The sequence below is a fragment of the Pseudomonas sp. Xaverov 259 genome, from assembly GCF_019352915.1.
Classification (GTDB): Bacteria; Pseudomonadota; Gammaproteobacteria; order Pseudomonadales; family Pseudomonadaceae; genus Aquipseudomonas.
Genome location: NZ_JAAAFV010000013.1, coordinates 8,325 through 35,252 on the forward strand (window position 1 = coordinate 8,325; position 26,928 = coordinate 35,252).

Here is a 26,928-nt window from a genome sequence, read left to right on the forward strand (position 1 = left end):
CCTTCAACAGTTGTGTAGATACCTAGGCTGCGATTGCATCACCTGAGTGTGACTGACACACCACGGCGCCTGCATCGCGGGCAAGCCCGGCTCCCACATAAGCCGCCTTTCAAATTGCAAACGCATGCTGCGTCTGGCCCTGGTGATAACGCAACCGACTCACCTGCCGTTCTGGTTTCAAAAAGCCCACCACCGCGTCCCGGCTGTCCCTGCAGGCCGCCTTGTGCTCCATGTCCAGAAAATGCCCGGTCGCCTGGATGGTGCTGAAGCTGCTGTTGGCCACGTGCTGGCCAAATAGCTTGGCGTCCTCGGCGCTGGTGTACTCATCCCATTCGCCATTCAAAAACAGCACCGGAATGTCGATCTGCCTGGCGGCTTTGAGGTAGCACAGCCGGTCGCTGTTGAGCACATGGCTGATGTGGAAGTGCATCTGCCCGTATTCATGCTCGGCCAGGCCGCTCACATGCTTGTAGTTGAAGCGCTTGAACAGTGACGGCAGGTGTTTGCCGATGGTGCTGTTGACCAGGTGGCCGATGCTGTGGCGATCGAGGTTGCCGAGGTAGTCGACGCCGCGTTCGAGGTAGTCGCGCATGGGCGTGTTGATCACCGGCGAGAATGAGCTGATCACAGCCTTTTCCACCCGGCGCGGCCGGTGGGCGAGGGCGACCAGGGCAGCGGCGCCACCCCAGGAGAACGACAGCACGTGTTCGGCGCCGAAGTGCTCGATGAGTTCCAGCAGGATCTGGCCTTCGGCTTCCTTGGTCAGCATGTGCTCATGACGGTTATGGATTTTGGAACGGCCAGCGTAGGGCTGGTCATACAAAACCACATTGAATTGCGGGTACAGGCTTTTCACGGTTTGAGCGAAGGATGCCGTGGTGGCCATGGAGCCATTGACCAGGATGATGGTCTTTGCAGCAACGTCCGCGCGATAGAACTCCGTGTAAACCCGATACTGACCCTGTATATCCAACACAGCGATTTCTGGCCTCATGTCGTAAGACTCCTGGCAAGCGGGTAGGGCGCGCAGATCACTCTGCACGAGCTTTATGACAGGTAGGCATACGCCTGGAAGATGAGGCCCATGTCGGTCCGAATACGGCTGGCCGACGGCTGTTGTTATGGCGGGCTGTTTGCCTGGGAGGCCCGTAGATCAAGCGCGGGCGGGGCAAGGTGTTTCTTGGAGGTTATGGGGCGACTCGTCAGTCATAATTTGGCTGACGTTTTGATTCAAGCAGCACAGGCGCCAGCTCGCAAGGCGCCAAGCTGGTTTTTTGCCATCACCGGCCGAACGGTCGTCAGACCTGTCGGATTTCTTCGTCGGTCAGTTCCCGATATTCGCCCGGCGCAAGGGTGGCATCCAGCACCAAAGGCCCCATCCGTTCACGGTGCAGGCCGATTACCTTGTTATCAAAGTGCCCGAACATGCGCTTCACCTGGTGGTAGCGGCCTTCGATGATGCTCAGGCGTGCAGTCCTTGGGCCGAGTAGCTCAAGTTCGGCGGGTTGGGTGGTGAGGTCTTCGAAGGCGAAATACAGGCCCGCAGCAAAGGTCACTGCATACTCAGGACCAATGTCCTGCTCGGTTTCAACGAGGTAAACCTTGGGCAGTTTGGTCTGGGGTTGGGTCAGGCGCCGCGACCATTGGCCGTCGTTGGTGATCAGCATCAGCCCGGTGGTGTTGAAATCCAGACGGCCGGCAATGTGCAGCTTGTGTTTGTCCGGTTCATTCAGCCAATCGAGAACGGTGGGGTGCACTGGGTCTGCGGTAGCGCTCACGCAGCCTTGGGGTTTGTGCAGCATGAAATAACGCGCCGGTTTGCCGGCTTGCAGTACCTCATCATCGACACAGACGCGGCTGAATTCTCGCACGTCATGGTGCGGATCACTGACGGCCAGGCCATCGACGGTTACCCGTCGCTCAACCAGCAGCACACGCACTTGTTGGCGATTGAAACGTGGCAGGTTGCTGAGGAAACGATCAACGCGCATTACGGCTGTTCAGCCCCACGCAATTGCGCATCTACCTGCGCACAGCGTGGGCACAGGCAGGCCTTATTGCGCAATTCATCGGGCAGCGCTTCGAGCACCGCCGGGTCGATGGTGACGGTGTAGCACCAACAGGCTTGGTCGGCGGTGCGTGGGTCGGCCAGGGTGCAGTCGTTGCGGGCACCGCAGGCAGGGCAAAGGGCGGGTGTGGTCATGTCGGTTCGGGCTGTATCGCGCAATTCCCTGCACGATACAGCGCCGCCCTGCTATTGCAAGCTGCGCAGGTAGCCGCGCCAGCTGCCGAAGTGGCTGATGTCCACGGCGCCGGTCAAGCCGTAGGGCTCGCAGATGAAGCTGGTTTCCCAGCGGCCATCGGCCAGTTGCACCTTGCCCAAGCCCAACGGTGCCGGGATGCCGGTGAGAAATGAGCCCAATTCACGGCTCGGCAGCTCCCACACTTCCACCTCAATGGCCACACCGCCTTCGCTCACCCGCAGCATGCCGGGGCGATAGGGCGGCCCACCGGCCAACGCGAACAACTGATAGTCGGCCGAGCTGTGGGTGCGCTCCAGCAGGCGCGCACCACGCCGCACTAATTGGCTGTTAAGCGCCAGCCCCTGCAGGTGCGCGCCGCACACCACCAGCCGCGTGAAGTCATGACCCGCGTTACCCACAGGCACAGGCAGCGACGTATCGTGCTGGCGCTGCAATGCATCCGCCACACCCAGCAGGTATTGATCGGTAAATACCCGGCCAAACAACGTCACACCCCAAGGCAAACCGTTGCGCATAAAGCCGCTGGGCACGGCGACGGCAGCGTAATCCAACAGGTTCATGAAGTTGGTGTAGTAGCCCAGTTCGGCATTGCGCAACACCGGTTCGGCGTGCAGTTCTTCCAGCGTCACCGGGCGGCCGATGGTGGGCGTCAGCACGCAGTCGAGCCCCTCGAGCAAGCCATCGCACTGCGCTTTCAAGGCTTGCAGGCGGTACTGCGCGCGAAAGGTGTGCACGCCGCTGACCGCAGGCGCTTGGGCCAGCACCGCACGAATCACCGGCAGCACGGCCTTGGGATTCTGCTCCAGCAGTTCACCGGCCACGCTGTAGCGTTCGGCTACCCACGGCCCTTCGTAGAGCAGGCGCGCGGCTTCAAGGAATGGCGACAGGTCCAGCGTTACCGGCTCGCCACCCAACGCCGTCAAGCGGTCGATGGCCTGCGCAAACAACTGCGGGCCTTGCTCGCAGCCGAAGTACTCCAGGTCTTGCTCGCGCGGCACGCCAAAGCGAAATGCGCGGGGTGCGCCAAACGCCGACGCATCGTTCCACGCCGGATTTGCTCGGCTGTACGCATCCAACGGATCGAGCCTGGCGGTCAGTGCCAATAACTGGCTGGCCTCGCGCGCGGTACGGGTAAAGGTGGTGACGCAATCCAGCGTGCGGCACGCAGGCACTACGCCAGCCGTGGAGATCAAGCCTTTGCTCGCCTTGAGCCCCACCAGGTTATTCAGCGCCGCCGGCACCCGCCCGGAACCGGCTGTGTCGGTGCCCAGGGCAAAACTCGCGACACCCAACGCGACGGCCAGCGACGACCCGGCGCTGGAGCCGCCCGACGGATACTCCGGTACCACGCTGTTGGGGCAGGCGCCATACGGCGAGCGACTGCCATTGAGGCCAGTGGCGAACTGGTCGAGGTTGGTCTTGCCCACTGGCACCGCGCCCAACGCGATCAACTGCTCGACAATGGTCGCGCTGCGTTGCGGCACATAGGCGAACGCCGGGCACGCGGCGGTGGTGGGGATGCCGGCTAAATCGATGTTGTCCTTGATCGCAAACGGCACGCCGAACAATGGCAATTGGGCCGGGTCACGCGCGTTCAATGCGGCCAGGTAGGGCTCCAGTTCCGCTTCGGTCAGCAGGTGGATGAACAGGTGGTAATCGGGGTTCAGGTGCACGGCTTTTTCGCGCAGGTGCCGCAGCACTTCACGGGGCGTGGTATCGCCGCTCAGGTAGGCATTGCGCAGGTTGTCCAGTTGCAGGTTCATGGCTTGTCCGCCTGTAGAAATAAAAGAGTCAGTCACGTTCGAGCACCACCACCCGTTGCCCGGCGCCGATGCCGCAGCCGGGTTGCACGGGGATCTCGCGCACGGTGCCGGCGAACGGCGCCACCACCGGGATTTCCATTTTCATCGACTCCAGAATCACCAGCACATCGCCAGCCGAAACCTGTTCACCCGCAGTCACCTGGACTTGCCAGAGGTTGCCGGCGATAGGGCTGTCGACACTGATCTGGTTGGCCTGTAACGGTGTGTCTGCACCTTGTGGCGCCGCGAGTTCTTCACTGTCGAAATGCGCCTGGCCGCTGGCAATCCAGCGCTCACGCTCGGCATTGAACGCGTGCTGCTGATGCTCACGAAATGCGCCAATGCTTGCGGCTTCGCGCGCGAGAAAATCCTGATACTCCGCGAGGTTCAGCAGGCTGTGTTCGATGTTCAATTCAAAGCGCCCCAGCGGGAAATCGCGCCGGATCTGCACCAGCTCATCGGCCGTCACCGGGTAAAAACGGATCTGGTCAAAGAACCGCAACAACCACGGCTTGCCATCAAACGCCGCGACCTCGCGGTAGCGGTTCCACATCTGCAAGGTGCGCCCCACAAACTGATAACCGCCTGGGCCTTCCATGCCATACACGCACAAATAAGCGCCGCCAATGCCCACCGAATTCTCGGCGGTCCAGGTGCGCGCCGGATTGTATTTGGTGGTCACCAGCCGGTGGCGCGGGTCCAGCGGTGTGGCCACCGGGGCGCCGAGGTAGACGTCACCCAGGCCCATCACCAGGTAGCTGGCATCGAACACCGTGTGGCGCACTTCGTCGAGGTTGGCCAGGTCGTTGATGCGACGGATGAACTCCAGGTTGCTCGGGCACCACGGCGCGTCCTTGCGCACGGTGGTCATGTATTTTTCGATTGCCAGTTGGCACGCCGGGTCGTCCCACGACAGCGGCAAGTGCACGATGCGCGAGGGCACTTGCAGGTTGGGGGTGGCGCACACGGCAGCCCATTGCGTGGTGATCAGCACCAGCAAATCGGCCAACGGCAGTTGTTCGGGCTGGTAGTGGATTTGCAGGGAACGGATGCCTGGGGTCAGGTCGATGACGCCGTGCAGGGCAAGGGTTTCCAAGGCTTGCATCAGCGCGTGGGCACGAAAGCGCAGCACCAGGTCCAGCTCGGGGGCGCCGATTTCCAGCAGTAGGTGAGTGTCGCCGGCGAGGCGGGCGATGAGGCGGGTGTCGCCATGGCCTACATTCAATACCACAGGCGACTCGGTCAAGTGTGGGAGCGGGCTTGCTCGCGAATACGGTGTGTCATTCAACCCATCTGGCGACTGTTCCACCGCCTTCGCGAGCAAGCCCGGCTCCCACATTTGATCCCATTTCAAGGCGAGATTACGCGCGGCTTTTAGGTTCACCGGTTCGAACCGCAGCTTGTCCCCGGCCTTGAGTTGCCCCAACTGCCAAAGGTCCGCCTCGATCACCGTCACCGGGCACACAAACCCGCCCAGACTCGGTCCATCCGGCCCCAGGATCACTGGCATGTCCCCAGTAAAATCCACCGCACCGATGGCATAGGGGTTGTCATGGATATTCGACGGATGCAGCCCCGCTTCGCCACCGTCCGTGCGCGCCCACAAAGGCTTCGGCCCGATCAACCGCACGCCGGTGCGGCTCGAGTTGAAGTGCACTTCCCATTGGGTCGCGAAGAAGGTGTCGATGTACTCAGGCAGGAAGTACTCCGGCGCACCATGCGGGCCATAAATCACCCTTAGCGTACGGACTTCAGGCAGCGTTTCAGTCATCAATTGCTGCCCGGAGCCGACGTCTGTCAGTGGCAGCAAATGCAACACATCGCCCGTACGTAACGCGCGCCCGGCGTGCCCGCCGAACTGGCCGAGGGTGAAGGTGCTTTTGCTGCCCAGGTAATCCGGCACTTGCAACCCGCCGCGCAGGCACAGGTAGCTGCGCGCACCTGCTCCAGCAATAGTGCCAAGGCTCAACGTCGAGCCTGCTTCAACCAACAGCGCGGTGTTCATCGGCACGGGCTGGTCATTCAGCAACAGCGTAATGGCTGCACCGGTAACGGTGACAACCGCCGCGCAATTGAAGCGCAACAGCGGCCCATTCATGGTGATTTCCAGCGCCGCCGCGCCGTCGTCATTGCCCAGCAGGCGATTGCCCAGGCGCAGCGCGCGGCTGTCCATCGGCCCGGAGGGCGGCACGCCGACGGCCCAGTAGCCGAGGCGGCCGGGGTAATCCTGCACACTGGTTTGGGTGCCGGCGCTGAGCACTTCGAAAGTGCTGGCGCTGTAGACCAGCCCTTCCAGGCAACGCGTCCACGGGCGGCCGCTGGCAAACGGCGGGGCCAGCAGGATTTGGCGCAGGTAATCGCGGTTAGTTTCCACGCCGTACAGCTGGCTGTCGCTCAAGGCCTGATGCAGATCCAGGCGCGCCTGTTCGCGGGTCGGCGCCCAGCTGATGAGCTTGGCGATCATCGGGTCGAAGTAGGGCGGGATTTCACAACCGGCTTGCACCCAGGTGTCGATTCGCAAACCTTCAGCCGTCGGGAAGTCCACTTGGGTAAACAGGCCTGGGCTCGGCTGAAAGTCCTTGCCTGGGTCTTCCGCATACAGCCGCGCCTGGATCGCATGGCCTTGAGGGTGCAGTTTCAAGTCGCTTAGCGCGGGTAATTCACCGGCCGCCAATTGCACCATCCAGCGCACCAGGTCGACGCCCCAGACTTGTTCGGTGACGCCGTGTTCAACCTGCAGGCGCGTGTTCACTTCGAGGAAGTAGAAGCGGCCATCAGCGCTGTCAAAGATAAACTCCACGGTGCCGGCGCTGCGGTAGTTGACGGCCTTGGCCAGGGTGATGGCCGCCGAGCACAAGGCTTCGGCCATGCCGTCGGGCAGGTTCGGCGCAGGCGTTTCTTCGAGGACTTTCTGGTTGCGCCGTTGCACGGAACAGTCGCGCACGCCAAGGGCGATGACTTCGCCCAAGCCGTCGCCGAACACCTGCACTTCCAGGTGGCGGGCGTGCTCGATGTATTTCTCGACAAACACACCGGCGTCGCTGAAGTTGTTTTGCCCCAGGCGTTTGACTGCCTCGAAGGACTCGCTCAACTCGGTTGCACTGCGGCACACACGCATGCCGATGCCACCGCCGCCTGCGGTGCTTTTGAGCATGACCGGATAGCCTACGGTTTCGGCTGCCAACAACGCGGTATCGAGGCTGTCGAGCAGCTCGGTGCCTTCCAATAATGGAACCTGATGGTGTTTGGCCAAGGCCCGTGCGGTGTGCTTGAGGCCGAATACGCGCAACTGTTCCGGCGTCGGACCGACGAAGGCGATACCCGCATTTTCACAGGCTTGGGCAAAGGCGGCGTTCTCTGAGAGAAACCCGTAGCCGGGATGAATCGCCTTGGCGCCACAGGCCTTGGCGGTGGCGAGGATTTTTTCCACTGCCAGGTAGGTCGCCGCCGCCGCGCCTTCGCCGAGGCTGTAGGCTTCGTCGGCTTGTTGGATATGCAGGCTGGCTGCGTCGGCTTCGGCGTAGACGGCGATGCCTTTGACCTGCAGCTCGCGCAAGGTGCGCAGGATGCGGCAGGCGATGGCGCCACGGTTGGCGATCAAGAGTTTTTCGAACATGGCAAAACCCTGCGGGCCGTCCCGCAAAGTGAGGGAGCACTGCGGTCGTCCGCAGTCCTAATTCTGAAAGCAATGAAGATCCAAGTGTGGGAGCTAGTGTTTTCGGATGCATTGCCCGGCTCGGGACTGGCACAGGGCGAATAACCACTTACGCAGGCGCTTGAATTTCAGTTCCATACCAATAACTCCGCAGGGGTCGGGTTGTAGCCGTTGCATGGGTTGTTCAGTTGCGGGCAGTTGGAGATCAGCACGATCACGTCCATCTCTGCGCGCAGGTCGACGTACTTGCCGGGCGCGGAAATGCCGTCTTCAAAGGTCAGCCCGCCGTCGGCGGTGACTGGCACATTCATGAAGAAATTGATGTTCGGCCCGATGTCGCCTTTACCCAGCCGGCCGTCGTGGGCGCAGGCGCGCAGGTAGTTGTCGCGGCAGCTGTGCATGTAGCGTTTTTCCAGGGCGTAGCGCACCGTGTTGCTCTCTTGAGCGCAGGCGCCGCCGAGGGTGTCGTGGCGCCCGCAGGTGTCACCGACGATGGTCAGCATCGGCTGGCCAAGGTTGGAATACAGCACGCTGCCGGTGCTCAGGTACACGCGGTTTTGCCGACGCAGAGTGCGCTGCACGTCGTAGCGTTCCTTGGGGTTTTTGCGGCTGTAGAACAGCGTGTCGACAGCCTGGTTGCCCTCCAGGTCGAGGATGCGCAGGGTCTGGCCGGCCTTGACCTCCATCAGCCACGGTTCGCCGGCGGGAATGGTGGCGCGGTACACGGCTGCCTCGGGTTGTTTCAGTGCGATAGACATGGCAGTTCCTCAGGCGAACAGGCGGTCGGTGTTGATAAAGCCGCGCTCGTTTTCCGGGCGCGAAGTGCGGCAGTGTTCCGCCACGCTGGGGTCTGCGTTCATCCAGCTGAGTTTCAGCGGTTGCGGCGCGTAGTTCGGGTTGGGGTCCATCGGGTGTTGCAGCGCGGTCAGCACCACCAGTGTGTCCATCGGCGCGTAGAGTTCGATGTAGTCACCCGCCCTGGAATTGCCCGGCACAAAGTGCAGGCCGCCGCCTTCGTCAACGCTGACCCGGCTGAACAGGTTGAGGGTCATCAACAGATCGGAAAGCCCCAACCCCCACTTGCCCAATTCCACCAGCAGGTTATCGGTGCCGTTGCGGAAGAAGCCGTTGCGCAGTTCCTGATAACGGCCCTGGCCATACTTTTCAGCGACCTCGGCGGCGCACAGCACGCCGCCGATGCTGTCACTCCAGCCGCAGGTGTCGGCGGTGATGGCGGCCAGTACGCGGCCCATGTCCGAGTACAGGCAGTGGCCGCGGGTGAGCTTGGCGGTGTGTTGGCATTTGAGGCTGTCGGGCAGGCTCAGGCGCTCGGTTTTTTCGTTGGCATTGAGCAGGGTCAGGCTGACGTTGGCGCCACCGCGAATATCCGTGAGGCGCAGCAGTTGGCCGCGCTTGAGCACAAAGGAGCGGTGGCCGCCGCCGGGTAGCATTTCCTCGGCGAAAGGTGGGAACAGTTGGGTGGAATCGGTCATTTGGCAGTCGCTCCAAGTTCGGCAGCCAGCGCTTTGCGGCGCTCGCTGTTCAAAGGGATGTCGTAGGTGATGCGCGCGCCATAGGCGCCGGGGGCGTGGGGGTCGACGCGGACTTTGTCGAACACCAGCAAGCGGGTGCCGAGGCTGAAGCCTTCGCTGAGGTCGTGGGTGACCATGAACACCGTCAGCCGGGTTTCGCGCCACAGCGCCAGCAACAGCTGATGCATGTCTTTGCGAATGCCGGGGTCGAGGGCGCCGAAGGGTTCGTCCAACAGCAACACGCGCGGTTTCATGATCAGGGCCTGGGCGATGGCCAGGCGTTGTTGCATGCCGCCGGAGAGCTGCGCCGGGTACTTGTCCAGCGCGTGGCCGAGGCCGACTTTCTGCAGCAGTGCGGTGGCCTGTTCCCGTGCCTCTTGTTTGGCTTTGCCGAACAGTCGACCCAGCAAGCGTGAGCGCGGCAGTTCCAGGCCCAGCGCAACGTTGTCCAGCACAGTCAGATGCGCGAACACCGAGTAACGCTGGAACACCACGCCCCGGCTGGCATCCGGCTCGCCGGCAAGGGGTTGGCCGTCCAGCAGGATCTGGCCTTTGCTCGCGGTTTCCTGGCCCAGCAACAGGCGCAGGAAGGTCGATTTGCCGCAGCCGGAGGTGCCCACCAGGGTGCAGAATTCGCCCTCATCGACGTGCAGGTTGAGCCCTTCGAGCACTACTTGGTCGCCATAGCACTGCCACACATTGTTGACGCTGATAAAACTCATGCGCGCGCTCCTTCGTACCAGGGGAACGCACGCCGTGTGAGGGTTTTGAGGCCCCAGTCCATCAGCCAGGCGAGCAGGGTGATCCACACCACGTAGGGCAGAATCACGTCCATCGCCAGGTAGCGGCGCACCAGGAAGATCCGGTAGCCGAGGCCATCGGTGGAGGCGATGGCTTCGGCGGCGATCAGGAACAACCACGCCGAGCCGAGCATCAGCCGCAACGAGATCAGCAGGCGCGGCAGCAGTTGCGGCAGCACCACGCGCAGCATCAAAGTCCAGGTGGAGGCGCCGAGGGTTTGCGCCTTGACCAGCAGCTCGACGGGGATTTCCCGCGCGCGTTGCTCCAGGTCGCGGGCCAGCGCCGGGGTGATGCCGATGACGATCAGCATCACCTTGGACAATTCCCCCAGCCCGAACACGATGAATAGAATCGGCAATATCGCCAAAGGCGGCACCATCGACAGCACCGTGAGCAGGGGCGACAACGGCGCACCAAACAGCGGCAGTGTGCCGGCGGCAATCCCCAGGCACAGGCCGGCGAGGGCGCTGATGCCTAAGCCGATGGCCAGGCGGCGCAGGCTGGAGGCGCTGTCTTGCCACAGCACGTATTCACCGGTGCGCGTATCGGCACTGAACGCCAGGCGTTTGACCGCGTCGCCCATCTGCAGGGCGCTGGGCAGCAGTTTGTCGTTGGGGTTATCCGCCAGGCGCTCGGCCGAGCCCACAAAGTAGGCGAACAGCAGCAGGGCGAACGGCAGCAGCACCAACAGCAGGCGGCTGGAGCGTTCCGGGTGACGGTTGATCAGGCGCATGGCCGGGTCCTCTTACAGCGTGCCGTCGGCGGCCATCTGCACGTAGCTGGGGTCGAAATGCAGCTTGAGGTTGGTGGTGTCGCCGCTGGTCACGCCCTTGGCGAAGCTCATGCCCACGGCGCTGGTGTCCTTGGCGCCTTCGCCGAGCAGGCCGTGTTCAAACGAGAACTCGGCGACCTTGCGCATGGTGGCAGGCAATTGAGCGCTGGTGGCGAAGGCCAGGGCTTCCTTGGGCGTGGCGAACAGCTTGGTGGTGTCCAGTTGTGCCTGGAAACCCTTGAGGTCGGTGCCCGAGGCCTTGGCCATATGCTCAAGCGCCGCGGTACTGGCGGCGTTTTTGGCGTTCATCAGCGCGACCACTTCAAACCACGCGCCGGTCAGGGCTTTGCCCAAGGCCGGGTAGTCTTTGAGGGTTTGGGTGTTGACCACCATCATGTCCATGATTTCGCCGGGCACTTTGCTGGAGTCGAACACTTGGGTGACGCCCGGTTTGGCCTTGATCTCGGAGAGCATCGGGTTCCAGGTGGTCACGGCTTGCACCTGGTCGGTGTTGAATGCCGCGGCGATGTCGGCGTCGGAGGTGTTGACGACTTTGAGGTCTTTTTCGGTGAGGTCGGCCGACTCCAGCGCGCGGGCCAGCAGGTAGTGGGAGACCGAGAGTTCCACCAGGTTGACGTTCATGCCCTTGAGGTCGGCCACGGTCTTGCCGGTGCCCTTGATCACCACGCCATCGTTGCCGTTGGAGAAGTCGCTGACCACCAGCGCGGTGCTGTCCACACCACCGGCGGCGGGAATGGTCAGGGCGTCCATGTTGGTCATGGTGCAACCGTCGAACTGGCCGGCGGTGTATTGGTTGATGGACTCGACATAGTCATTGAGCTGCACCATGTCGATCTTGATGCCGTACTTCTTGGCCCACTTGTCGAGGATGCCTTGGCTGCCGGCGTATTCCCACGGCATCCAGCCGGCATAGATAGTCCAGCACACACTGAAGTGGTCTTTGGGCGCGGCTTGGGTTTGAACGCTCAGCACGGCGGCGAAGGCGGCGGCGAGCAGGGCGGGTAAACGGATTGCGGGCATGGGGCTTCTCCAGTTGAACATGGGCGAGCAGGAGCAACGCGGCACCGTGAACGGTGGCTTGTCTCCCGGGCTTTTATCCCGCCGTGTAACCTCAACTGGAGGTCGCCAACTCTCGGACCAGCCACTCGCTTTTCAGGCGAGCCGGAACCCTAGTCGGCCATTGCAAATTGTGGTGCCGCGAACCTGTGATGAATCCTGTACAGGCTTGCTAAAGCGAGAGTCGTGCCAAGTGGTCGGCGGGCCTGTAGGACGCAGGTTTGCATGGAGGTGGGTGTGCGTTGAGGCAGTGAAGTGCGTTGTGCTGGTGCGCCATCGCACTGCAATGAGGCGTTCATCTCGTCTGAAACAGGTATTTCAAACTGTGTCAAAAACGCACCAGATTCGGTTTTTGATGTCAGATATTTCGTCATTCATTGAAAGACGAATGCCGCCCTTCAGCGTCGCTGGAGGTGCTCCCCAGCGGTCCAGGAGGCCGCCATGTATCGACGACTGCTGCTTAGTGCTTTATTCGGCCTGACCCTGTCTGCGTGTGTGCCCTATTACGATGGCGGTGCCACTTACTACCGCTCCGAGGTCTACACCGCACCGGCGCCAGCTTATTACTACGGCGGCCCCACCTACCTGTACGGGCGTGGTTACTACGCGCCGCCGCCGCGCTATTACTCGGCGCCGCGTTATTACCAGCCGGCGCCCCGTTATTACCCACGGCCCGGCTACCGGCCGTATCCGAACCAGGGTTGGGGCGGTAACCGTTGGGGCAACGGCGGTGGGCATAACCAGGGCGGCAACCGAGGCGGTGGGCATGGTGGTGGGCACCGTTAGATGTCGGATAAATCCGCCAGCGGGTGCCGGCCTTCCCAAGCCTTGTGAAAATGCGCATCGACCACGGCGTCCGGCACGCTGTTGACATCCGGCCAGTGCCAATGGGGCGTCTGGTCCTTATCGATCAACCGCGCCCGCACACCTTCGGCGAACTCCGGGTGGCGGCAGCAATTGAGGCTCAGGGTGTATTCCATCTGAAACACCTCGGCCAAGGACAGGTGCCGCGCCCGCTGGATCTGCTCCCACACCAGGTGCGCGGTCAGTGGGCAGCCGTCACTCAGGTTTTTGCCGGCGCGGCTGAACAGCGGGTCGGCATGTTCACGTAACAGGCTCAAGGCGCGCCAGGCGCAGCGCACATCACCCACATCCAGCCACTCATCGATCTGCGCACGGCGTGGCAGCCATTGCGCTTCGGGTTGCTGGCCGACGGCTTCCTGGGCGAGCGCCTTGAGCAGGCTGTTGAGCTGCATCGCGGTTTGTTCCTGCCAGTTCAGTTGCAACAGGCCGTCTATCAACGCTTCTTGCTGGTCATCGCGCAGGAAACGGTCGGCCAGGCCCAGGTCCAACGCATCACGGCCGTTGATATGGGCGCCGGTGAGGCCAAGAAATAACCCCAGCTTGCCCGGCAACCGCGACAGGAACCCACTGGCCCCCACATCCGGGTACAGGCCGATGCTGATCTCGGGCATGGCCAGGCGGCTGCTTGGTGTGACGATGCGCACCGAAGCGCTCTGCAGCAGGCCCATACCACCGCCCAGCACATAGCCGTGGCCCCAGCAGATCAGCGGTTTGGGGTAGGTGTGCAGGCGGTAGTCGAGGCGGTACTCAGTGGCGAAGAACTGCGCGGCCAGGGTGGGCACAACGCCGGGCTGTTCACGGCAGGCCTGGGCAAGGCTGCGGACTTCGCCACCGGCGCAAAAGGCTTTTGGCCCATTGCCGCGCAGCAGCACACACACGATATTCGGGTCTTTGGCCCAGGCTTCCAGACGTTCGTCCAAGGCCAGAATCATGGGCAGGGACAGCGCATTGAGGGATTTTTCCGCGTCCAGGCTGGCGATGCCGAGGCGGGCACCGTCGCTGCCGGTCAGCTCTTCGAAGTGCAGGTTCATTGTGACCTCAATCGAGACAGTGAGAGATCAGTATGATCGCTTCGTGGGAAAGTGCCGATGATGTGTCAGATCAATTGACAAGCGGGGTCGGCTTTCCTAGGGTTCGCCCATTCTTTTTTTACACGATGAACTGACCATGACCGAAGGCGACCGTATCAAACTCGAACCCAGCTGGAAACACGCCCTGCGGGATGAGTTCGACAAGCCCTACATGGCCGAACTGCGCGAGTTCCTGCGCCAGGAGCACGCCGCCGGCAAAGAGATCTACCCGCCTGGCCCATTGATTTTCAACGCGCTCAACTCGACGCCGTTGGACAAGGTCAAGGTGGTGATTCTCGGCCAGGACCCCTACCACGGCCCCGGCCAGGCCCATGGCTTGTGCTTCTCGGTACAACCGGGCGTGCCGACGCCGCCGTCGCTGGTCAATATCTACAAAGAACTCAAGCGTGACCTGAACATCGACATCCCCAACCACGGCTGCCTGCAAAGCTGGGCCGACCAGGGCGTGCTGATGCTCAACACCACCATGACCGTGGAGCGCGCGAATGCCAATGCCCATGCGGGCAAGGGCTGGCAGTTCTTTACCGATCGTGTGATCGAAGTGGTCAGCGAGCACCAGCCGCATCTGGTGTTCTTGTTGTGGGGCGCCCATGCGCAAGGCAAGCAAAAGCTGGTGGATGCGACCAAGCACCTGGTGCTGACGTCGGTGCACCCGTCGCCGCTGTCGGCGTATCGCGGGTTTTTGGGGTGTGGGCACTTCGGCCGTACCAACAAGTTTCTTGAGCAGAATGGCGAGACGCCGATTGAGTGGCGGTTGCCGCCCATTTAAGGCCAAACACATTCAAATGTGGGAGCGGGCTTGCTCGCGAAGAGGGAGTGCCAGTTAATGAATGTATCGACTGACACACCGCTGTCGCGAGCAAGCCCGCTCCCACATTTTGAACTGCGCCTGGCTTTATATCTTGTCCGGCTGACGATTCCAGTGCCTGAACAACGGCTCGGCCAAAAACAGCACAAACAACAAACGCATCACCTGCATCGCCGTCACTAACGGCACCGACAGCTGCAAGGTCTCTGCGGTGAGGCTCATTTCGGCAATGCCGCCCGGCATCATGCCCAGGGTGAGTGAGCGCAAATCCAGCTGCGTCAGCGCACTCAAGCCCACTGCCGCCAACGTCGCAAGCGCCATGGTCAGGGCGGTGCCGATCAAGGTACGGCCCATGAACGACGGCGCACGGCGGAAGAACTGACGGTTGAAGTGGCAGCCCAGGCCGCTGCCGATCAGCCATTGGCCGATCTGGCTGCCGCCGTCCGGCAGGCCGTAATGCAAGTCCCAGACAACACTGGCCGTCGCGCTGACCAATAGCGGCCCGAACAGCCACGGGTTGGGCTGACGTAAACGCTGCCAGCCCCAGGCCACCAGCGCGCCCAGCGGGAACAGCAGCGCCAGCCAACCCCAACTCACTGGTGCCGGATGAAACTGCGGTGTGCCGCCTTCGAGCAAGTATTTGAAGATCGCCGGCACACACAGCACCACCACCAGCACTCGCAGGCTTTGGCCCGCCGCGACACGGCTGAGCACCGCGCCATTGCGAGCGCCGAGGTTGACCATCTCACCGGAGCCGCCCGGCATGCTGGAGAAAAACGCGGTGGCGCGATCTTCACCGCTGCGGCGCATCAACCACACGCCGACGACGCTCGACAGGCTGGTGATCAGCGCACCGAAGAAAATCAGGCCGAAGTGGCTCATCACTTGCTCGATCACCACCGGCGTGAAGTGCAGGCCGATGCCGATGCCTACCACCCATTGGCCACATTTGCGCCCGCCGGGAATCTCCGCCAACTGCCACGGCGTCAGGCAGCGCACCAGGATGATCGCCAGCAACGAGCCGACCATATACGGCAAAGGCCAGCCGACGAGGCTGGCCAGGTAACCGCCGGCCAGGCCGACCAGCGGTGTTGCCCACCATTGTTTAAAGGTGACCTCAGACATCGGCCAGGGCACGACGCTGTTGGGCACGTTTACGCCAGATACGCAGCAGCGGTACGAACAACATGATTGCCGTCAGTACCCACACGCCAAAGGTGATCGGGCTGGACCAGAGGATCTCCAGCGCACCGTTGGAGATCGACAGCGCGCGGCGCAGGTTCTGCTCCATCAGGCCACCGAGGATAAAGCCCAGCAGTACCGGCGACAGCGGGAAGTCGAGCTTGCGCAGGATGTAACCGAAGATGCCGATACCGACCATCAGGAACAGGTCGAAGGTGGTGGCGTGAACCGCGTACACACCGATGGCGGTGATGATCGCGATCACCGGCACCAGCGCCCAGTTCGGCACGGCGAGGATGCGCGTGAAGATGCGGATCATCGGGATGTTGAGGATCACCAGCATGATGTTGGCGACAAACAGCGACGCGATCAGGCCCCAGACAATGTCCGGTTGCTGTTGGAACAGCAGTGGGCCAGGGGTGATGTTGTACAGCGACAGCGCGCCGATCATCACGGCAGTAGTGCCCGAACCGGGAACGCCAAGGGTCAGCATTGGCACCAGGGCACCGCAGGCGGACGCACCGATGGCGGTTTCCGGCGCCGCGAGGCCGCGCATGTCGCCCTGGCCGAATTTGCCGCTGGCACCGGCCAGGCGTTTCTCGGTCATGTAGGCAACGGCCGAAGCGAGGGTTGCACCGGCACCCGGCAGCACGCCCATGATGAAACCCAGCAGGCCGCAGCGGATGTTAACTACAAAAACCGCACCGGCTTCCTTCAGATTGAACATCATCCGCCCGGTGGCTTTTACCGCTTCCTGGCCACGGTGGGTTTTTTCCAGCAGCAGCAGGATTTCGCTGATGGAGAACAGGCCCAGTACCAACACCACAAACTGGATGCCGTCGGTGAGGTGGATGTTGTCGCCGGTAAAACGGTACACGCCACTGTTGGCATCGATGCCGACGGCGGAGAGGAACAGGCCGATCAGCGCCGCAACAAACGTCTTCAGCGGTTTGTCACCGGCCATGCCGCCCAGGCAGACAATCGCGAATACCATCAGTACGAAATATTCGGCCGGGCCGAAGGCAATCGCCCATTTGGCCAGCAGCGGCGCAAACAGCACCATGCCGCAGGTGGCGATAAATGCGCCGATGAACGAACTCCATGCCGACAACGACAACGCCACACCGGCCAGGCCTTTGCGGGCCATCGGGTAGCCGTCGAGGGTAGTCATTACGGTAGACGCTTCGCCCGGGATGTTGAGCAGGATCGAGCTGATACGGCCGCCGTATTCGCAGCCCAGGTACACGGCTGCGAGCAGGATCAGCGCCGACTCCGGCGGCAACCCCAACGCGAACGCGATGGGGATCAACAAGGCCACGCCGTTGATCGGGCCCAGGCCCGGCAGTAGGCCGACCACGGTGCCGATCAAGGTGCCGCACAGCGCGGTCACCAGGTTGTAAGGGGTCAGCGCAACGCCGAAGCCCTGGCCCAAATAGCTGAACGTATCCATATCAGTTCTCCAGAACTTCAAGCAGGCCGAGGGGCAGCGGTACATCCATGGCCTTGTCGAACAGCAGGTACAGGCCGATAGCCATGAGGGTGACGATCACTACGCTGGGCAACCAGCGCCCGCCATACAGGCGTGCCATCGGAATGCCGATCAGCATGCTGCTGAGGATGAAACCCAAGGGCTCGAAAGTGCCGGCGAACACGATCAACAGCGCGACGCAGATACTGATCTTGATCAGGGTTTCGCGGTCCAGCGCCGGTTCTTCTTCGGTGTGTTTGGTCGGTTGTGGGCGAAAGATCATGTAGATCAGGCCCAGGCTCATCAGGCCAAGCATCAGCAGCGGGTAGGCACGTGGGCCGACCGGCTCGTAGGAAAACGCCGCCTGATACGGCCAGGCCATCAGCGCAAGACCGGCGCAGAGCAGCAGCATCACCGAGGCGAAAATGCGTTGTAAGAGCATGTGGAACTCCTGGGCCGCACCGCCCGTTGAGGAGGGCGCGGCCGAGCAAAAGAGGGGCGATTACTGGATCAGGCCGAACTCTTTGGCCAGCACTTTGTAGTCAGCCACCTGTTTCTTCACGTAGGTGTCCAGCTCCGGGCCGGTCATGGCGAACGGGAACAGCTCACGCTGGTCACGCAGCTTGGCGAACTCTTCAGAGGCCAGCAGTTTGTCGAACGCTTCTTTCCACCAGGCGTAGTCGGCATCGCTGACTTTTGGCCCAAGGTAGAAACCACGTACCACTGGCCAGACGATGTCGTAGCCTTGCTCTTTGGCGGTCGGAATATTTTTCATTTCCGGCTCGTCCAGGCGCTCCTCGGCGAACACAGCGAGCAGGCGCATGTCACCGCTGAGGATGTGCGGCATGGAGTCGGAGATGTCGGTACTGCCCACCTGGATGTGGCCGCCGAGCAGGGCGGTGGCGATTTCACCGCCGCCTTCGAGGGCGACGTAGCGCAGCTCGCGCGGGTTGATCCCTGCGGCCTTGGCGATCAGGGCGGTTTGCATCCAGTCCTGGCTGCCAACAGTACCGCCGGAACCGATCACCACGCTGCCCGGATCTTTCTTCAGGGCTTTGACGAGATCGTCGAGGTTTTTGTAGGACGAGTCGCTTTTCACTGCGATGGCACCGTAGCTGGTGCCCACCGCTGCCAACCACCGCACAGCGCTTTCATCGAAGCGGCCGAACTTGCCTTGGGCCAGGTTCAACAATGAACCGCTGGACCAGGCCACCAATGTGCCGCCGTCCGCTGGGCGCTGTGCTACCACCGCGTTATAGGCCACCGCGCCCACGCCGCCAGGCATGTAGGTGACGCGCATCGGTTTACTCAGCAGCTTTTCATTGACCAACGCGCTTTGCGCCAGTTTGCAGGTCAGGTCAAAACCACCGCCGGGGGAGGCTGGGGCGATGCATTCGGGGCGCTTGGGTTCGTCGGCGGCCAGCAGTTGCCCGGCGAACAGCATGCAGCCGGCGGCGAGGGCCAATTTACGCAGTGAATAGGTCATTTTTAACTCCGTCTTGTTGTTATGGGGTACGACTACCAAAGAGCCAGGCTGTAACTCACCAGCACGCGCACTTCATCCGCATCACGGGCCGAGTAGTTGGAACGATACGTGGCATTACGCAGGCGAAACGCGACATCCTTGAACGTGCCGCTTTGTACGATGTAGCGGATCTCGCTGTTACGTTCCCACTCCTTGCCGGTTTCGCCGTTCTTGAGCTTGATGTTGTCACCTGACAGGTAACGGCTCATGAAGCTCAGGCCGGGAATGCCCAGCTTGGCGAAATCGTAGTCGTAGCGCGCTTGCCAGGAGCGTTCTTCGGCGCCGGCAAAGTCGTTGATCTGTACGAAGTTGACCAGGTACGGGTCGGCCCCATCCACATACGGAAAGGCGCTGTCGCCGGACATGTGCTGGTAGCCGGCGCTGAGCTTATGGCCATTGAGGGCATAGCTGAACAGGCCGTTGAGGGATTTGTTGTCGATCTTGCCACCATGGGCTGCACCGGTGTCATCACTGATGGCCAGGCGCAGGTCAGTGCCGAAGGTGCCGGGGCCGAGCGGGCGTGAGGCGACCAGGCCGAGGAAGTGCTGGCGGTACACGTCATCGAGTTGGGCGAAGTGGTAGCTGCCGGTGATCTTGTCGGCGAACTTGTAGTCAACGCCGCCGAAGTTAAAGTGCTTGCCGGTAGCACCGCTGACGAAACGGCTGTTCTTGTTGTTGAGGGCGATCTCTTCGTAGTCGGTGGAGTCGCGGTCTTTGGCTTTATCCAGGCGGCCGCCGGTAAACACCAGGTTCTTGAACTCTTTGGAGGTCAGCAAGCCACCGTTGAAGGTTTGCGGCAGGATGCGGCCGTCGTTGGGCTTGAGGATCGGCAGTTCAGGGATCAGCGCGCCGATCTTGAGTTCGGTGGCGGAGATCTTCACTTTGCCGGTCAGGCCGAGTTTGGAGTAGTCGTCGACAGCCCGGCCGTTGTCAGTAGGCAGCAAGCCAGAACCTGTGCGGTCGGGGCTGGAGTCGAGCTTGACCCCAAGCATGCCCAGCGCGTCCACACCAAAGCCGACGGTACCGTCGGTGTAGCCCGATTGCAGATTGAGCATGAAGCCCTGCGCCCATTCGTCGCGCTTGGATTGTTGCGCGCTGGTGCCGTCACGGAAATCGCGGTTGAAATACATGTTGCGGGTTTCCAGCGTAGCGCTGCTGTCTTCGAAGAAGGCAGCCTGGCTAAGCGGCGAAAAGCCGGCAAGGGCGGTGGCACTGGCAAGGGCGGTCTTGGCAAGACGGGAAAAACGCACAGGCGGGCAAGCCTGGGGCTGGGTCGACAGCATTGTGGTGTACTCCGTTATTGTTCTTATTTTGGCGAAAACGCTTCGAGGCGTTTTTCGGGCGCTACGGATCAGGTAGCTCAGCGGGCATTACCCACCGTTGCTGGATGCTAAAGGGCGAAGCTTTCACTAACCTTTCAGTTGTCTTTCAATGTTTTCGGTCTTCACAGGGCAGGCGGCGCCTGTAAACTGCCCGCCAAAGCGTGGCGTCGACCATGCCCGAACGAGGTGAAAATCCATGCGCGTCCTCTTGGTTGAAGACCATCTGCAACTCGCCGAAAGTGTTGCCCAAGCGCTCAAGAGCACGGGTTTGACCGTCGACGTGTTGCACGACGGCGTGGCCGCGGACCTGGCCTTGAGCAGCGAGGAATATGCAGTGGTGATCCTCGATGTAGGGCTGCCGCGCATGGACGGTTTTGAGGTGTTGGCGCGTCTGCGGGCGCGTGGGAAAAATCTGCCGGTGCTGATGTTGACGGCGCGCAGTGATGTTAAAGACCGTGTGCATGGCCTGAACCTGGGCGCTGATGACTACCTGGCCAAACCCTTTGAGTTGACCGAGCTGGAAGCGCGGGTCAAGGCGCTGCTGCGCCGCAGTGTGCTGGGTGGTGAGCGTCAGCAGGCGTGCGGCGTGCTGGTCTACGACCTGGATACCCGGCGTTTCACCGTGGGCGGCGAGCTGATGACGCTGACCTCCCGCGAGCAGGCGGTGCTTGAGGCGCTGATCGCGCGGCCCGGCCGCGTGATGAGCAAGGAGCAACTGGCCTCTCAGGTGTTCGGTCTGGACGAGGAAGCCAGCCCGGACGCCATCGAAATCTACGTGCACCGCCTGCGCAAGAAACTCGACGGCCAGCCCATCGCCATCGTGACGTTCCGTGGCCTTGGCTACTTGCTGGAAGCCCGCGATGCATAAGCCCAGCAGCCTGCGCTGGCGATTGCTATGGAACCTGGCGCTGCTGCTGGTGGTGTTGATGCTCGCCAGCGGCATGAGTGCTTATTGGAATGGTCGCGAAGCCGCCGACACCGCCTATGACCGCACGTTGCTGGCCTCGGCGCGCACCATCGCCGCCGGGTTGACCCAGGTGGACGGCACCCTGAGTGCCAATGTGCCGTATGTGGCGCTGGACACGTTCGCCTACGACAGCGCCGGGCGGATTTACTATCAGGTCAATGACATCGATCGCAAGCTCATCTCCGGTTACGAAAACCTCCCTGGCCCGCCGCCGGGTACGCCGCGCACCGATGATTACCCGGCGTTGGCGAGGTTTTACAACGCCATGTACCAGGGCCAGCATGTGCGGGTGGTGAGCCTGCTCAAGGCGGTGTCGGAGCCGAACATGAACGGCATGGCGGAAATTCGCGTGGCCGAAACCGATGAAGCGCGCGAAAGCATGGCCCGCAGCCTCATGGCCGACACGCTGCTGCGCCTGGGCATGCTGGCGGTCGGTGCGTTGTTGCTGGTGTGGTTTGCCGTGAGTGCGGCGCTGCGCCCGCTGGAGCGCCTGCGCACCGCCGTGGAAGAGCGCCAACCCGATGATTTGCGCCCGCTGCCGCTGGTGGAGGTGCAACATGAATTCGGCCCGTTGGTGCGCTCGCTCAATCATTTCACCGAGCGCCTGCGCGGCCAGTTCGAGCGCCAGGCGCAGTTTATTGCCGACGCCGCCCACGAACTGCGCACTCCGCTGGCGGCGCTTAAGGCCCGGCTTGAGCTGGGCCTGCGCAGCAGTGACCCGGTAACCTGGCGCAGCACCTTGGAAACGGCGGCCCAAGGCACCGACCGTCTGACCCACTTGGCCAACCAATTGCTGTCGCTGGCGCGCATCGAAAACGGCGCCCGCGCGATTGCCGAAGGCGGTGCGCAATTGCTCGACCTCAGCCAGCTGGCGCGGGAACTGGGCATGGCCATGGCGCCACTGGCCCACGCACGAGGCGTTGCCCTGGCGTTAGAGGCGGATGAACCGGTGTGGCTGCGTGGTGAGCCGACGTTGTTGAATGAACTGCTGAGCAATCTGGTGGATAACGCCCTGGCCCACACGCCACCGGGCGGTAACGTGATTTTGCGGGTGACCGCGCCGGCGATCCTCGAAGTTGAAGATGACGGCCCAGGCATCCCGCTGGATGAGCGGGACCGGGTTTTCGAACGTTTCTACCGCCGCAGCCAGCAGGGCATGGGCTCAGGCTTGGGGCTGGCAATTGTCGGCGAGATCTGCCGCGCGCATTTGGCCCAGATCAGCCTGCATGATGGTGAATTGGCGGGGTTGAAGGTGCGGGTGAGTTTTATCGCGGGGTAGTCAATAAAACATTGAGCGCGCTTCATCCAACTCCGCACGCAGCGTCTCGCTGTAGGGGTCGATGCGCAGTTTCTTGAGCGCCGGCAGGCTGGTCACGTCTACGTTGGCCAATGGATGCGCGGTGCCGCGGTGGCAATACAGTGCGGCGATTTGCACCACGTCGATGTAATCCAGGCGTGGGGAGTCGCGCTCCAGGTCCAGGTACTGCCCCGGCAGCTTGGCCAGCATCTCCGGGAAATCCCACACACCCAGCAGTTTATCGCCCAGCAACGGGTGGATGCTGTCGATCACATGGTTGAGGCTGACCGGGTCGGCCAGCAGCTCGTAATGGTCTTCGGCGTAGGTGAGGATCGGCAACACGCCAATCTGATGCACCAGCCCACCGAGGGCGGCCTGGTCTGGCTTGAGTTGGCTATGGTTGCGGCACAGGGCATAACTCACGCCCGCCACTTCCAGGCTGCGGCGCCACACTTCGCGCATTTTCAGTTCGACGACTTCGGAGCGGGCGTGGAAGATCTGTTCCATGACCAGGCCGATGGCCAGGTTGCTGCTGTAGTTGGTGCCCAGCCGCGTGATGGCGGTATGCAGGTCGGTGACTTCCTGGGTGGCGCGCAGCAGCGGGCTGTTGACCACTTTGATCAGGCGTGCCGACAGAGCGGTATCGCGACCGATCACTTTGCTCAAGTGGCTGATGCTGATTTCCGGGTCTTCGGCGGCCTGACGAATGTTCAAGGCCACTTCCGGTAATGTCGGCAGAACCAGGTCATCGTTGTCGATGGCCGTCACCAAAGCCTGTTGGACTTTTTCCGCCAGCTTGTTCATTCATGCTCTCTAGGGTGTTGCAAAAAGGTACGGCGATTAACGCTGGATCTCTTTATCGCGATCCAGTAGGTACGGCAGGTCGAGTAGTTGTAAGCCGGGGCCTTCCAGGGTGCCGACGTGCACATCGCCGCTTTCGGCAGCTTCGGCTTGCAGCACGGCCAGAAGTTCAATTGATTGGTCAGCTTTTGCCGCGATGACGACTTCGCCGATCGCGCTGTTATGGTTGGGCGAGAACAGCGGTGTGCCCGGCTCGGGCAATTGCTCGGCATTGAGGCTCAGGCGATACAGGCGACGCTTGAGTTTGCCCAGGTACTGCATGCGCGCGACGATTTCCTGGCCGGTGTAGCAGCCTTTTTTGAAGCTGACGCCGCCCACGGCCTGCAGGTTGAGCATCTGCGGGATAAACAGTTCGCGGGTCTGCGGCATGACCTGGCCGATGCCGGCGCGGATTTGGCCGAGCAGCCAGGCATTCAAGTCAGCTTGTTGCAGCTGGCTGGCCAATTGCTGGCGTACCGCTTCGGCGTCTTCCGCAGGTACCCAGAGTTCGGCGCGGTTCGGGGAGACACGAATGGCAATCAAAGTGTCGGTGCGCACCACACTGTCGGTGTCGGCCGGCAGCTCAAGGCCGAGGGCGGCCAGGGTGTGGTCCGCATTCGACAAGCCAAAGCGTGCCCAGGCGGCGCTTTCGTCGGTGAGCTTGGATTTGGAGAACACCGCGTATTTCTTCAGGTCTGCCAGTTGCGGTTCGAGCAGCTCGGTGGCCATGGCCAGCAACACGCCGTCACCTTGCAGCAGGATGCGAAAACTCGACTGCATGCGGCCTTTTTGCGTACAACGCGCGCCGAGGCTGGCCTGGGTGTCGCTCAGGTAATTGAGGTTGCAGGTCAGTTGCCCTTGCAGGAACTTGGCAGCGTCGGAGCCGCGGACGGCAAGGACGCCTTCGTGTGTCAGGGGGCAGAAAAATGCAGAGTCGGCCATGGGTCTTCGCAGGTCAAAAAGTCATGGGTGCATCATAGAGGGGCGCCCGGCAAATGGATAGTTTCCGTATGGGGCGACCAAAGCCGAGTGTCCCGCTGCCGTCGGGCCTGTATACTTGCGCGCTATTTGAGGAGCAGTCCATGGTAGAAGAAGTAGAAATCAACCGCCTCTACTGGCACAGCCGCCGTGGCATGCTGGAGCTGGATGTGTTGCTGGTGCCGTTCACTAAAGAGGTGTACGCGACGCTGGATAAGGTAGATCGCGATCTCTACGTGCGGCTGCTGGAGTGCGAAGATCAGGACATGTTCGGCTGGTTCATGGAGCGCGCCGAATCCGAAGACCCGGAACTGCAGCGCATGGTTCGCAAGATTCTGGATCGTGTCCAGCCCAAGTAATACGTTTGAATGCCGCTGGCAGGCCTCTAGGCTGATGCTGGCGGCGTACCTGCTTGCCCAGGCGTTCGCACTGGGTGCCTTGTTGATTATTGATTTGCCCTTCGCAAGCCTCGGCATTCTGGTGTGCCTGGCGCATGCCGCCTGGGTGTTGCCGCGGCATATCCTGCTGACTCACCGTTCGTCGATTCGTGGCCTGCGCCGCGACGAAGATGGCTGGCAGTTGTTCAGTGCCGCGCGCGGCTGGCACAGCGTGCAGTTGCGCCCCGACAGCCTGGCGTTGCCGCTGATCGTGGTGCTGCGCTATCGGGTGAAAGGCGAGTGGTGGGTGCGTTCTGTTTGCGTACCGATGGATTCGCAGGTCGCCGATGTGCACCGGCGCCTGCGGGTACGCTTGAAGTTCAGTCGCCGTAGGTGGCTGGCACCAGAATAGTGTCGCGTGCCTCGGGCAGCATTTGCGGGTAGTCGAGGGTGTAATGCAGGCCGCGGCTTTCCTTGCGCTCCATGGCTGAGCGGATCATCAGTTCGGCAACCTGGGCCAGGTTGCGCAATTCGATCAGGTCGCGGCTGACTTTGTAGTTGCTGTAGAACTCGTCGATCTCATCCAGCAGCAAACGCACGCGGTGTTGCGCCCGCGCCAGGCGTTTGTTGGTGCGCACAATGCCTACGTAGTCCCACATGAAGCGGCGCAGCTCGTCCCAATTGTGGGCGATGATCACGTCTTCGTCCGAATCGGTCACTTGGCTGGCGTCCCAGCGCGGCAGGGCGGCGGGCACTGGAATACGCGGCAATTGCTCAAGGATATCGGCAGCGGCCGAGCGCGCGTAGACGAAACATTCGAGCAACGAGTTGCTGGCCATGCGGTTGGCGCCGTGCAGGCCGGTGAAGCTGGTTTCGCCGATCGCATACAGGCCCGGCACGTCGGTGCGGCCGTGCTGGTCGACCATCACGCCGCCACAGGTGTAGTGCGCAGCCGGCACCACCGGGATCGGGCCTTTGGTGATGTCGATGTTGAACGCCAGGCAGCGCTCGTAGACGGTGGGGAAGTGGGTCTTGATGAAGGCTTCAGGTTTGTGGCTGATATCCAGATACACGCAGTCGATGCCCAGGCGCTTCATTTCGTGGTCGATGGCGCGGGCCACGATATCCCGTGGCGCCAGCTCGGCACGCGGGTCGAAACGCTGCATGAAGCGCTCGCCGTTCGGCAGTTTCAGGTGCGCACCTTCGCCGCGCAGGGCTTCGGTGATCAGAAAACTCTTGGCCTGCGGGTGATACAGGCAGGTGGGGTGGAACTGGTTGAATTCCAGGTTGGCCACCCGACAGCCTGAACGCCAGGCCATGGCGATGCCATCACCGCAGGCGCCATCGGGGTTGCTGGTATAGAGGTAGACCTTGGCGGCACCGCCTGAGGCCAAAATGGTGAAGCGTGCGCCGTAGGTGTCGACTTCGCCACTGGCGCGGTTGAGCACATAGGCGCCGAGGCAGCGTTCGCCGTCCAGGCCCAGGCGCTTTTCGGTGATCAGGTCGACGGCGACGCGTTGCTCCAGCAGTTCGATGTTGGGGCGTTGGCGGGCTTGTTCGAGCAACGTCTTGAAGATGGCGGCGCCGGTAGCGTCGGCGGCGTGGATGATGCGGCGATGGCTGTGGCCGCCTTCGCGGGTCAAATGGAATTCGAATCCGCCGTCATCGCTGCCGGCGTGTTCGTCGCGCGTGAACGGCACGCCCTGGTCGATCAGCCATTGGATAGCTTCGCGGCTATGCTCGACGGTGAAGCGCACCGCCTCTTCGTTGCACAGGCCGCCGCCGGCGTTAAGGGTGTCTTCGACGTGGGATTGCACGGTATCGGTGTCGTCCAGCACGGCTGCGACACCGCCCTGGGCCCAGAAAGTCGAGCCATTGGCCAGGTCGCCCTTGCTCAGGACCGCAATGCGCAGGTGGCTGGGGAGGGTGAGTGCCAGGCTCAAGCCGGCCGCACCGCTACCGATCACCAGAACATCGTGTTGAAACTGTTGGCTCATTTGAAGGATTCCGCAAAAAGCGATCCAAAGGGCTGGCGCAAACAGGACGCCTGGATCGGCGAATCAAAGGGTCACACGGGCCACTAGTATATAGAGGGGGGGAGCGGCACAATAGCCGGGCATTCGTGGCAATGTGAAATTACGGTGCACAGCTGGGGTCATATGGGCCGGCTATTGAGATGGGAACTTTTTGCATGAGCCCCGACTCAATAGCAGGTTGCCCGAAAGCTGGGAAAACGTTGAGTTTATTGGCCCGTCGGGAGCATTGGACGCGTCAGAAAACCGGCGACAAGATTATTCGCGCAGCCG

The 26,928-nt window shown here is 62.0% G+C and carries 25 protein-coding genes and 1 riboswitch; of the genes, 6 read left to right on the forward strand and 19 right to left on the reverse strand.

Annotated elements, in window-relative coordinates; genetic code table 11:
• Positions 1-109: 109 nt before the first annotated feature.
• The 10 genes from K0H48_RS02155 to K0H48_RS02200 form a co-directional block, all read right to left on the reverse strand.
• Positions 110-994 (reverse strand): alpha/beta fold hydrolase, encoded by an 885-nt coding sequence (locus tag K0H48_RS02155; protein WP_219266227.1) that lies wholly within the window; start codon positions 992-994, stop codon positions 110-112.
• 304 nt (positions 995-1,298) lie between these two features.
• Positions 1,299-1,991, reverse strand: coding sequence for a 16S rRNA pseudouridine(516) synthase (locus K0H48_RS02160; RefSeq protein ID WP_219266228.1), 693 nt, complete (start codon positions 1,989-1,991; stop codon positions 1,299-1,301).
• Complete coding sequence (locus K0H48_RS02165; RefSeq protein ID WP_219266229.1) at positions 1,991-2,203, reverse strand: cysteine-rich CWC family protein; 213 nt, start codon at positions 2,201-2,203, stop codon at positions 1,991-1,993. Before K0H48_RS02165 ends, K0H48_RS02160 begins: the two co-directional genes overlap by 1 nt.
• Positions 2,204-2,254: 51 nt before the next feature.
• Entirely contained in the window at positions 2,255-4,027 is a 1,773-nt protein-coding gene (atzF, locus tag K0H48_RS02170; protein WP_219266230.1) for an allophanate hydrolase, read from the reverse strand.
• A 28-nt stretch (positions 4,028-4,055) separates the two neighbouring features.
• Positions 4,056-7,682 (reverse strand): urea carboxylase, encoded by a 3,627-nt coding sequence (uca, locus tag K0H48_RS02175; protein ID WP_219266231.1) that lies wholly within the window; start codon positions 7,680-7,682, stop codon positions 4,056-4,058.
• Positions 7,683-7,849: 167 nt separating this feature from the next.
• A complete protein-coding gene (locus tag K0H48_RS02180; RefSeq protein ID WP_219266232.1) occupies positions 7,850-8,479 on the reverse strand; it encodes an urea amidolyase associated protein UAAP2 in 630 nt (209 codons plus the stop codon).
• 9 nt (positions 8,480-8,488) lie between these two features.
• Entirely contained in the window at positions 8,489-9,214 is a 726-nt protein-coding gene (locus K0H48_RS02185) for an urea amidolyase associated protein UAAP1 (protein ID WP_219266233.1), read from the reverse strand.
• A complete protein-coding gene (locus K0H48_RS02190) occupies positions 9,211-9,975 on the reverse strand; it encodes an ABC transporter ATP-binding protein (protein ID WP_219266234.1) in 765 nt (254 codons plus the stop codon). Before K0H48_RS02190 ends, K0H48_RS02185 begins: the two co-directional genes overlap by 4 nt.
• Positions 9,972-10,787 (reverse strand): ABC transporter permease, encoded by an 816-nt coding sequence (locus tag K0H48_RS02195; RefSeq protein ID WP_219266235.1) that lies wholly within the window; start codon positions 10,785-10,787, stop codon positions 9,972-9,974. Before K0H48_RS02195 ends, K0H48_RS02190 begins: the two co-directional genes overlap by 4 nt.
• A 12-nt stretch (positions 10,788-10,799) precedes the next feature.
• Positions 10,800-11,867, reverse strand: coding sequence for a putative urea ABC transporter substrate-binding protein (locus K0H48_RS02200; protein WP_219266236.1), 1,068 nt, complete (start codon positions 11,865-11,867; stop codon positions 10,800-10,802).
• A 60-nt stretch (positions 11,868-11,927) separates the two neighbouring features.
• Positions 11,928-12,031: riboswitch (guanidine-I (ykkC/yxkD leader) on the reverse strand.
• Positions 12,032-12,344: 313 nt separating this feature from the next.
• Between K0H48_RS02200 and K0H48_RS02205 the strand changes: the two genes are divergently transcribed.
• A complete protein-coding gene (locus K0H48_RS02205; RefSeq protein WP_219266237.1) occupies positions 12,345-12,689 on the forward strand; it encodes a hypothetical protein in 345 nt (114 codons plus the stop codon).
• Here K0H48_RS02205 and K0H48_RS02210 read toward each other — a convergent pair.
• Entirely contained in the window at positions 12,686-13,798 is a 1,113-nt protein-coding gene (locus tag K0H48_RS02210; protein WP_219266238.1) for an enoyl-CoA hydratase/isomerase family protein, read from the reverse strand. The two genes, K0H48_RS02205 and K0H48_RS02210, sit on opposite strands and share 4 nt — an antisense overlap.
• A gap of 136 nt (positions 13,799-13,934) precedes the next feature.
• Between K0H48_RS02210 and ung the strand changes: the two genes are divergently transcribed.
• A complete protein-coding gene (gene ung / locus K0H48_RS02215) occupies positions 13,935-14,627 on the forward strand; it encodes a uracil-DNA glycosylase (protein ID WP_138816321.1) in 693 nt (230 codons plus the stop codon).
• Positions 14,628-14,753: 126 nt separating this feature from the next.
• On the opposite strand, the gene K0H48_RS02220 is transcribed toward ung, so the two are convergent.
• From K0H48_RS02220 to K0H48_RS02240, 5 genes are read right to left on the reverse strand one after another with little or no spacing between them, the layout of a single operon-like run.
• A complete protein-coding gene (locus tag K0H48_RS02220; protein WP_219266239.1) occupies positions 14,754-15,791 on the reverse strand; it encodes an AbrB family transcriptional regulator in 1,038 nt (345 codons plus the stop codon).
• Entirely contained in the window at positions 15,784-17,298 is a 1,515-nt protein-coding gene (locus K0H48_RS02225; RefSeq protein WP_065929105.1) for a tripartite tricarboxylate transporter permease, read from the reverse strand. The genes K0H48_RS02220 and K0H48_RS02225 overlap by 8 nt, the downstream gene beginning before the upstream one ends.
• Before the next feature lies 1 nt (position 17,299).
• Entirely contained in the window at positions 17,300-17,758 is a 459-nt protein-coding gene (locus K0H48_RS02230) for a tripartite tricarboxylate transporter TctB family protein (RefSeq protein WP_219266240.1), read from the reverse strand.
• A gap of 60 nt (positions 17,759-17,818) precedes the next feature.
• Entirely contained in the window at positions 17,819-18,802 is a 984-nt protein-coding gene (locus K0H48_RS02235; RefSeq protein WP_219266241.1) for a tripartite tricarboxylate transporter substrate binding protein, read from the reverse strand.
• A gap of 32 nt (positions 18,803-18,834) precedes the next feature.
• Positions 18,835-20,124: an OprD family porin gene (locus K0H48_RS02240; protein WP_138816317.1), complete on the reverse strand. Its 1,290-nt coding sequence runs from the start codon at positions 20,122-20,124 to the stop codon at positions 18,835-18,837.
• Positions 20,125-20,359: 235 nt separating this feature from the next.
• Here K0H48_RS02240 and K0H48_RS02245 point away from each other — a divergent pair, with 235 nt between their 5' ends.
• Together K0H48_RS02245 and K0H48_RS02250 are read left to right on the forward strand one after the other, a co-directional pair.
• Positions 20,360-21,031: a response regulator gene (locus K0H48_RS02245; RefSeq protein WP_017137322.1), complete on the forward strand. Its 672-nt coding sequence runs from the start codon at positions 20,360-20,362 to the stop codon at positions 21,029-21,031.
• Complete coding sequence (locus K0H48_RS02250) at positions 21,024-22,409, forward strand: sensor histidine kinase (RefSeq protein WP_219266242.1); 1,386 nt, start codon at positions 21,024-21,026, stop codon at positions 22,407-22,409. Before K0H48_RS02245 ends, K0H48_RS02250 begins: the two co-directional genes overlap by 8 nt.
• On the opposite strand, the gene K0H48_RS02255 is transcribed toward K0H48_RS02250, so the two are convergent.
• Together K0H48_RS02255 and K0H48_RS02260 are read right to left on the reverse strand one after the other, a co-directional pair.
• On the reverse strand, positions 22,410-23,231 hold the full coding sequence (locus K0H48_RS02255) for an HDOD domain-containing protein (protein WP_219266243.1): 822 nt from the start codon (positions 23,229-23,231) through the stop codon (positions 22,410-22,412).
• Positions 23,232-23,267: 36 nt separating this feature from the next.
• Positions 23,268-24,209 carry a folate-binding protein YgfZ gene (locus K0H48_RS02260; protein WP_219266244.1) on the reverse strand — a complete coding sequence of 314 codons (942 nt, stop codon included), beginning with the start codon at positions 24,207-24,209 and terminating at the stop codon, positions 23,268-23,270.
• 140 nt (positions 24,210-24,349) lie between these two features.
• On the opposite strand from K0H48_RS02260, the gene K0H48_RS02265 reads away from it, so the two are divergent.
• A complete protein-coding gene (locus tag K0H48_RS02265; protein ID WP_219266245.1) occupies positions 24,350-24,604 on the forward strand; it encodes a succinate dehydrogenase assembly factor 2 in 255 nt (84 codons plus the stop codon).
• A complete protein-coding gene (locus K0H48_RS02270) occupies positions 24,588-25,034 on the forward strand; it encodes a hypothetical protein (protein ID WP_219266246.1) in 447 nt (148 codons plus the stop codon). Before K0H48_RS02265 ends, K0H48_RS02270 begins: the two co-directional genes overlap by 17 nt.
• On the opposite strand, the gene nadB is transcribed toward K0H48_RS02270, so the two are convergent.
• Positions 25,003-26,619, reverse strand: a complete 1,617-nt coding sequence (gene nadB / locus K0H48_RS02275) for an L-aspartate oxidase (RefSeq protein WP_219266247.1) — start codon at positions 26,617-26,619, stop codon at positions 25,003-25,005. The genes K0H48_RS02270 and nadB overlap by 32 nt on opposite strands.
• Positions 26,620-26,928: the final 309 nt, after the last annotated feature.

What these genes read in the sequence shown, in the direction of transcription:
- K0H48_RS02155 (WP_219266227.1), bottom strand. Translation starts at nt 994, where the DNA reads ATGAGGCCAGAAATCGCTGTGTTGGATATACAGGGTCAGTATCGGGTT.
- K0H48_RS02160 (WP_219266228.1), bottom strand. Translation starts at nt 1,991, where the DNA reads ATGCGCGTTGATCGTTTCCTCAGCAACCTGCCACGTTTCAATCGCCAA.
- K0H48_RS02165 (WP_219266229.1), bottom strand. Translation starts at nt 2,203, where the DNA reads ATGACCACACCCGCCCTTTGCCCTGCCTGCGGTGCCCGCAACGACTGC.
- atzF (WP_219266230.1), bottom strand. Translation starts at nt 4,027, where the DNA reads ATGAACCTGCAACTGGACAACCTGCGCAATGCCTACCTGAGCGGCGAT.
- uca (WP_219266231.1), bottom strand. Translation starts at nt 7,682, where the DNA reads ATGTTCGAAAAACTCTTGATCGCCAACCGTGGCGCCATCGCCTGCCGC.
- K0H48_RS02180 (WP_219266232.1), bottom strand. Translation starts at nt 8,479, where the DNA reads ATGTCTATCGCACTGAAACAACCCGAGGCAGCCGTGTACCGCGCCACC.
- K0H48_RS02185 (WP_219266233.1), bottom strand. Translation starts at nt 9,214, where the DNA reads ATGACCGATTCCACCCAACTGTTCCCACCTTTCGCCGAGGAAATGCTA.
- K0H48_RS02190 (WP_219266234.1), bottom strand. Translation starts at nt 9,975, where the DNA reads ATGAGTTTTATCAGCGTCAACAATGTGTGGCAGTGCTATGGCGACCAA.
- K0H48_RS02195 (WP_219266235.1), bottom strand. Translation starts at nt 10,787, where the DNA reads ATGCGCCTGATCAACCGTCACCCGGAACGCTCCAGCCGCCTGCTGTTG.
- K0H48_RS02200 (WP_219266236.1), bottom strand. Translation starts at nt 11,867, where the DNA reads ATGCCCGCAATCCGTTTACCCGCCCTGCTCGCCGCCGCCTTCGCCGCC.
- K0H48_RS02205 (WP_219266237.1), top strand. Translation starts at nt 12,345, where the DNA reads ATGTATCGACGACTGCTGCTTAGTGCTTTATTCGGCCTGACCCTGTCT.
- K0H48_RS02210 (WP_219266238.1), bottom strand. Translation starts at nt 13,798, where the DNA reads ATGAACCTGCACTTCGAAGAGCTGACCGGCAGCGACGGTGCCCGCCTC.
- ung (WP_138816321.1), top strand. Translation starts at nt 13,935, where the DNA reads ATGACCGAAGGCGACCGTATCAAACTCGAACCCAGCTGGAAACACGCC.
- K0H48_RS02220 (WP_219266239.1), bottom strand. Translation starts at nt 15,791, where the DNA reads ATGTCTGAGGTCACCTTTAAACAATGGTGGGCAACACCGCTGGTCGGC.
- K0H48_RS02225 (WP_065929105.1), bottom strand. Translation starts at nt 17,298, where the DNA reads ATGGATACGTTCAGCTATTTGGGCCAGGGCTTCGGCGTTGCGCTGACC.
- K0H48_RS02230 (WP_219266240.1), bottom strand. Translation starts at nt 17,758, where the DNA reads ATGCTCTTACAACGCATTTTCGCCTCGGTGATGCTGCTGCTCTGCGCC.
- K0H48_RS02235 (WP_219266241.1), bottom strand. Translation starts at nt 18,802, where the DNA reads ATGACCTATTCACTGCGTAAATTGGCCCTCGCCGCCGGCTGCATGCTG.
- K0H48_RS02240 (WP_138816317.1), bottom strand. Translation starts at nt 20,124, where the DNA reads ATGCTGTCGACCCAGCCCCAGGCTTGCCCGCCTGTGCGTTTTTCCCGT.
- K0H48_RS02245 (WP_017137322.1), top strand. Translation starts at nt 20,360, where the DNA reads ATGCGCGTCCTCTTGGTTGAAGACCATCTGCAACTCGCCGAAAGTGTT.
- K0H48_RS02250 (WP_219266242.1), top strand. Translation starts at nt 21,024, where the DNA reads ATGCATAAGCCCAGCAGCCTGCGCTGGCGATTGCTATGGAACCTGGCG.
- K0H48_RS02255 (WP_219266243.1), bottom strand. Translation starts at nt 23,231, where the DNA reads ATGAACAAGCTGGCGGAAAAAGTCCAACAGGCTTTGGTGACGGCCATC.
- K0H48_RS02260 (WP_219266244.1), bottom strand. Translation starts at nt 24,209, where the DNA reads ATGGCCGACTCTGCATTTTTCTGCCCCCTGACACACGAAGGCGTCCTT.
- K0H48_RS02265 (WP_219266245.1), top strand. Translation starts at nt 24,350, where the DNA reads ATGGTAGAAGAAGTAGAAATCAACCGCCTCTACTGGCACAGCCGCCGT.
- nadB (WP_219266247.1), bottom strand. Translation starts at nt 26,619, where the DNA reads ATGAGCCAACAGTTTCAACACGATGTTCTGGTGATCGGTAGCGGTGCG.